Source organism: Helicobacter bilis ATCC 51630 (assembly GCF_000686565.1).
GTDB lineage: Bacteria > Campylobacterota > Campylobacteria > Campylobacterales > Helicobacteraceae > Helicobacter_A > Helicobacter_A bilis.
Window position 1 is genome coordinate 1 of sequence record NZ_JMKW01000079.1, and the last position, 5,941, is coordinate 5,941.

Consider the following 5,941-nt stretch of genomic DNA (forward strand, 5'->3'; position numbering starts at 1 on the left):
CTATGGATATGGCTCGCATTTTGAAACTTATAAGGGCACATTTCAAAGCCATGCGTTAAGTTTTTCTCTCATGGATAGAATCTTATTAGAAAAAATCAATATCGACATAGGCTTACATGGGACATTTGGCTTTTTTGCAACAAGAGATATGTTGCAGTTTTCTAGCACAAGCACAGCCTTTAATAGCGATTTTAACGCATATAATCTCAACGCAAATGTAAATATAGGCTATCCATTTATTTTTCAAAGCTTCTCCATAGCCCCAGTTGCAGGGCTTAGACAAAGCATAATCACACAAAGCCCATAGCAAAATTAATTCTTTAGAGCATATAATCTGTTAATGTCGTGGTGCAAACTACGACAATGTAAGCAAGAATACACTACCATTTGTATTTCTTGCTTATCTAGTATTTAATAAAGCTTTATGTGCTTGATTAGCACTAAAAGTTTATTGTTTGGTGGTACTTTTGTTTAGCCTTTAAGATTAATTCAAAAAGATGCAAACAACAAGGATGCCCGTAGGCTTATAAACACAATTAATCATTAAAAGAAATATATAAGATTTGCTAAACCTTGATTACATAGCTAAAGATTGTGCAATATAACACATTGCAGCTTTTATAACTTCCTTAAGTAAGGCTTTGCAAGTGTCAATACTTGTTTGGGCGTTGGTGGGCGTAAGCACTAAAAAATAATAAAAACCATATTATCATTTTGTCGCACCCATGCAATCCCTGCATTTTTTGAGTCTTTTAAGATAATCAATAAATGCAAACAATTAACGCTTAAACTTCTTCTTAAGTCTCACATAACTTAACACAAAGCATACACAAAAGATTAAAGCTAGGGCATAGAAATTTGGCATGATATTATGCAAACTATCGCCCATTTGATTGAGCCGTATAAAGCCATTAATACCATGATATGCAGGGATAAGATTCACAAGCCATTGTAAGACTTGCGGCAATAGCATAACAGGATAGATAAAGCCCATCATAAACACAAGCGGCAGTGAAGATATGAGTATAATCTGTGTTGGCAAGGCACTATCGCTTATAAAAGTGCTAAGAAACATGCCAAACGCCGCACAACTTGCAATAAACATCAATCCAAAAAACCAAAAATCAAAAGGATTTGCAGTCGTATGGATTCCATAAATCTTAAAAAACACACCAAAATAAAGCAAAAATAACACGACATAAATACCGCTAAACACAAAGATTCTAGCCCATAAAACATAGCTTAAAGGTGCAGTGTTAAAGTAGTGTTTCTCGTGATTTTCATGGGCTTTATTTTGACTTGCCCCTTGTATCATAATCCCAGCGATAAGCGTTTGATGTAGGATAAATACCAAGATAGCCGCTAAAGCGTAATTAATGTAGCCTACTGAAGGATTAAAAAGCGGTATAGAATCAAACCTTACAAGTGTCGTATCATCACCAATGTTGATTTCACCCTTTAGGGCTTTTGCTTTGAGTTTAATCTCATTGCTCCAGTAATTTCCCACTTCATTTAAGCCCTCAATAATCGTGCCATATATCAAAAAATAGGACGCATTCGCACGATATAAAAGCGTAGTTGGCACACCTTTATACATATTAGATTCAAAACCTTTGGGGATACTTAACTGCCCATAGACTTCACTTCTCTCAAGCATATCTTTTGCTGCTTTTAAAGAATACACGACATGTTCTACTTGCAAATTCTCACTCGCATTTACAAGGAAAATGAAATCTTTTGAAAGCTTTGTATTGTCTAAATCAAGGACTACAATCTTTTGCTTGCGCACCACATCTGCATAATAGGGTGTAGGATACAAGAATACATAAAGCAGCGATCCCACAAATACCACAAAAACAATCGTGATATTGCTAAATACTGCCTTTAATTCTTTACCAACCACCTCTAAAAAAGTCATTTTTCTGCCTTTAATTCTTTTGCATGCTTCTCTAATGCCTTTTGTAATTATGCCTAAAAATTACAACTTTTGTTTGGGATTAACCTCTGTGTTGTGGAATACTGACAACTCATTTTAAGTTGAAATTGAATTTCAGATTCTAACCTAATAGGGCTATTGCCATTTTACCTATTGAATATACTGCTCTAGCTCTTGTCCGCTATAAAAGATATAGTTTGCTTTTTGAATCTCATAGTTATTCAAAGCTTGAATGAAGGTAGATTCTGCGTCATATTTTGTGCTTAAAGCCTGTAAGTATTCTGTAAAGGTAACTAGGTTTGCATCATATCGCTTTTTCATGTTGTCATAAGAGAGATTTGCTGATATAAGACTTGCTTTTGCACTTTTTATTTGATTTTGTGCGACTTCGATGGCTTTTCTGTATAGCTCTTCATCTTTTTTTTGCTCATTTTTTTTGTAAGCAAGATTCTTTTCTGTTGCAAGTTGGGCTAGGCGAAATGACTGCTTTTGCATACTCTGCCCAATCTTTGCAAATAAACCATAACTCACTACAACGCTAAATGTATTTTGATGGTCAGCATACGACATAAGAAAGCTTGGCGGTAAAGTATTGCCGCTTATTAGCCCTTTTGCAAAGTCTGGAATCTGAATATTGTAAGTATAGCTATCTTGGATATTTAGCACAGGAAAATAATGTAATTGCTTATTTAGATATTTTTGTGCTTGCACTTGATATTCAAGCGATTTAATATCATCTCTATCTTGGAGTTTGAAGCTAGGAGATTCTATCTGCACGCGTTTTAGAGATTCTATCTTTGTGTTTGTGAGATATTCCAACATGAGTTTGCTTTGCTCTAAGGCAAGCTTTGCATCATCGATTTGATATTGTGTCAATGCTGCTTGTGATTTGAGTGATTCTAAATCGGCGATGGTTTTTAAGCCTTGATTATAAAGCTTTTGCACTCTATCTACATCAGAGTTTATTTGCTCTAGCTTTTGCTCTAGCGTTAAAAGCTTTGATTCATTACTAAAATAAGTATAGTATTGCTGCACGACTTGCAGATAAATGCTCTGTTTTGTGTATTTGCTATCATAGCTTGCCTTTGTTGCAGTTGCACTCTTTTCTCTAATGGCATTATAATCAGCATAATCAAGCTTCATGTTAAACGCAAGTTGTGCATTTTGCGTGGTATAGCTCATTGGCACACTCGCACTTGAATGATTGAAGTTGTATTTTGCATCAAGCGTTGGGATTAATGCCATGATTTGCACTAAATGGTCTTTATCGGCTTGTCTAGCAAGTAGGTCTTGGGCTTGCAGGGCATAGTTATTATTTGCACTATTGAGTAGTTCCTTAAGGCTTAATCCACCAGAATCATTGCGTAAAACATTCTCTAAACGCAAGGTGATTTCATTTTCTTGCATATTGTTTTGTAATGTTGTATTTTGTGGTGTTGCGGTAAATGTGCTATTACTTATAGGTTCTGCGTGCATACATGCAAATATGCAGCAGATACTCATTGCGATTTTTCTAATCACACAAACTCCTTTAAAATTATTTGCATACGCAATTAAAATTGATATTTTATTCTCTCAAGGTAAATAAATTTATATATGGCAGTGTTTTGGTGGGCAATGCTACATTGGATTACGCAACTAAACAACAAAGATAAAAATATATTCGACAATTTGTTTTTGTGCGTTTTTATTAGCCCTTGACTTGTTTTTTTTGTAGAATGCCGCCACAACATAACCTAGAGACAACATGGAAGAATCGCACAGACTAATAAGAAAATACTCACGCTTTATACCTATCAAAAAATGGCGACATGATTTTAGGGAAACACTCATAAACACATTGCATACACAAAAAGGTGCAATATTGCAAGATTATGCTAAGCTTGTAACCCCGACAAATGATAGAGAAATGCAAAAACAAATTCTAAAGCGTAATGTAAGGCTGGTGGAAATAGAAATTGCTTCATTCTGCAATAGAAAATGTCGGTTTTGTCCAAACTCTTTTGTTGATAGGTATTCTAGTAGTATCGAACTGCCAGAACATGTGTATTTAAAAATAATTGACAATTTGGCAGAAATAGATTATAGCGGTATGATAAACTTCCACAGATTTAATGAGCCTCTTGCAAATAAAGAATTAATTCTAAAAAGGGTGAAACAAGCAAGAAAGTCTCTGCCAAAAGCCTTACTTGGTATCTTTACAAATGGCGATTATTTAGATAGAGATTATTTAGATTCCTTAAGGGAAGTCGGCATAGGACATATAACAATGTCATATTATTTTGGTAAGAATATAGAATTTGATGTGGAAAATGTCATTAAACCTGCTATAAACAAGATGGCAAATAAACTTAATTTACAATATAAAGAGGTTGTGAATGATGATAGGCAATATGGTGTTCGATTTATCTATGATGGTGTGGATATGATTTATCGCGCATGGAATCCACGCGTAAATGCTAGCAATAGGGCTGGTTCTATAAATGATGAGCGTATTCCTAGTGTGAAGAGGGATTTTCCTTGTTACTACCCATTGCGTGAAATTTTCATTGACTACAATGGGCTTGTTATGCCATGTTGCAATATGCGTAGTGATGTCGAAACACATAAGCAATTTGTTTTGGGAGACATAGCTGAAGTTGATTTATTTGAATTATTTATGAATGAAAAATTTATAAAAATACGCAAGGCATTAATGTCCAATACGCCGCAATATGAGGTGTGTAAATATTGTGATTACAAGATAAATTTATAAATAATATGAAACCTTGCATTATAATGAGGACATTTTTGTTGCAATATCTCTATTTTCTATATGCTAATGCGTGTCTTATTTAGAATCTATGTCGCAGCGTGTTTTGTATTTCCTGTGAATTTTAGCTTTAATATATGGCGTTAATGATGTTTTTTATGCAATTTGAAAATAATTTGCTATAATTTCGGACTATGTGATTTGGGGCTGTTTTGGCTTTCGACGGAAGTTTTATAGCAGTTTAAGCATACCAGCTGATACCTGCAACTATCAACAAACAATAAACGCAAACAACGCGAATTACGCTCCAGCTTACGCAAAAGTAGCGTAAGTTTAATCTCCTTTTGGAGCCAGATTCTTCTGTCTTTATCGGGAGATTTTAGAATCTGTCATCAATCCGATTGCTTGAGTGTTTTTGCCTAGTGATACTCAAAAAGATTATAGGCTTTGATACATTCTATTTTGCATGTTTTAAGGGGTGTGTTAAGATAACAAAACATTGCTAAGTATGTAGAAATCTCTGTAGGATAGGATTTTCGGACTGGGGTTCAATTCCCCACAGCTCCACCATTATATTTTTATCACATAATTTTTTGTTTTCATTGAGTAATAAGAATAATTAAATTTATCTGTCCATATCATCTCATCTTTTTTAAAATAAATCATTTTAGATTCTATCGTTTCAATGCAGTAAGTAAATCTTGCCATTCTTGCATGATGACTTCTTTACTAAATCTCTCTTTTGCGAGAATAAGGCTTTGCCTACCCATTTCTAATCGCATGGCTTCATTACTTAGAAGTTCTCTCATCGCTTCGCACAAAAGATTCTCATCTCCATCTGGCACAAGGATTCCATTTTTATGATAGGCTATGCCATTTTTTATCTCTGGGTTTGGGGCAAAACAATCTCTAATCGTGCCTATATCATAAGCTACAATAGGCAGTCCATAGCTTGCCGCTTCGATTAAAACCATAGGCATAGATTCTGTATAACTACTCATCACAAAAATATCGGCGTTTAGATACACAGATTCCATATCGCTAGTAAAAGGTTTTAAAAGGATATAATCTTTCATTTGTAAGTCTAGAATCTGCTTTTCTAATAAAGCCTTTTGCCCTTGGTCCTGTCCTATAATCTCTAATTGCCATGAGGGGAATTTATGTGCGATTTTGCTATACGCATCAATTAATCGTGGGAATCCTTTATGATTATTTACTGCATCCATGCGTCCAACGGCTATGAGTTTGTGTTT

Annotated in this window: 5 protein-coding genes and 1 other RNA gene; 3 read left to right on the forward strand and 3 right to left on the reverse strand. The window is 34.7% G+C overall.

The window, feature by feature from the left end; translation table 11 throughout:
• A partial coding sequence (locus tag T368_RS0110655) for an autotransporter domain-containing protein (RefSeq protein WP_027338485.1) occupies positions 1–307 on the forward strand: 307 nt, incomplete at its 5' end.
• 471 nt (positions 308–778) lie between these two features.
• Here the strand turns inward: T368_RS0110655 and T368_RS0110660 are convergent.
• Positions 779–1,918: an ABC transporter permease gene (locus T368_RS0110660; RefSeq protein ID WP_004086050.1), complete on the reverse strand. Its 1,140-nt coding sequence runs from the start codon at positions 1,916–1,918 to the stop codon at positions 779–781.
• 168 nt (positions 1,919–2,086) lie between these two features.
• The gene (locus tag T368_RS0110665; protein WP_004086052.1) at positions 2,087–3,457 is read right to left on the reverse strand and encodes a TolC family protein; all 1,371 of its coding nucleotides are present in this window, start codon (positions 3,455–3,457) and stop codon (positions 2,087–2,089) included.
• A gap of 226 nt (positions 3,458–3,683) precedes the next feature.
• Between T368_RS0110665 and T368_RS0110670 the strand changes: the two genes are divergently transcribed.
• Together T368_RS0110670 and ssrA are read left to right on the forward strand one after the other, a co-directional pair.
• Positions 3,684–4,691, forward strand: a complete 1,008-nt coding sequence (locus T368_RS0110670) for a radical SAM/SPASM domain-containing protein (protein WP_004086054.1) — start codon at positions 3,684–3,686, stop codon at positions 4,689–4,691.
• A 200-nt stretch (positions 4,692–4,891) separates the two neighbouring features.
• Positions 4,892–5,258, forward strand: a transfer-messenger RNA (tmRNA) gene (ssrA, locus tag T368_RS15080).
• A 104-nt stretch (positions 5,259–5,362) separates the two neighbouring features.
• Here ssrA and T368_RS0110675 read toward each other — a convergent pair.
• Positions 5,363–5,941: glycosyltransferase (locus T368_RS0110675; protein WP_027338486.1), on the reverse strand; the 579-nt coding region annotated here is incomplete at its 5' end.

Excerpts from the sequence above, each read along its gene's own strand:
- T368_RS0110670 (WP_004086054.1), top strand. The coding sequence starts at position 3,684 with ATGGAAGAATCGCACAGACTAATAAGAAAATACTCACGCTTTATACCT.
- T368_RS0110660 (WP_004086050.1), bottom strand. The coding sequence starts at position 1,918 with ATGACTTTTTTAGAGGTGGTTGGTAAAGAATTAAAGGCAGTATTTAGC.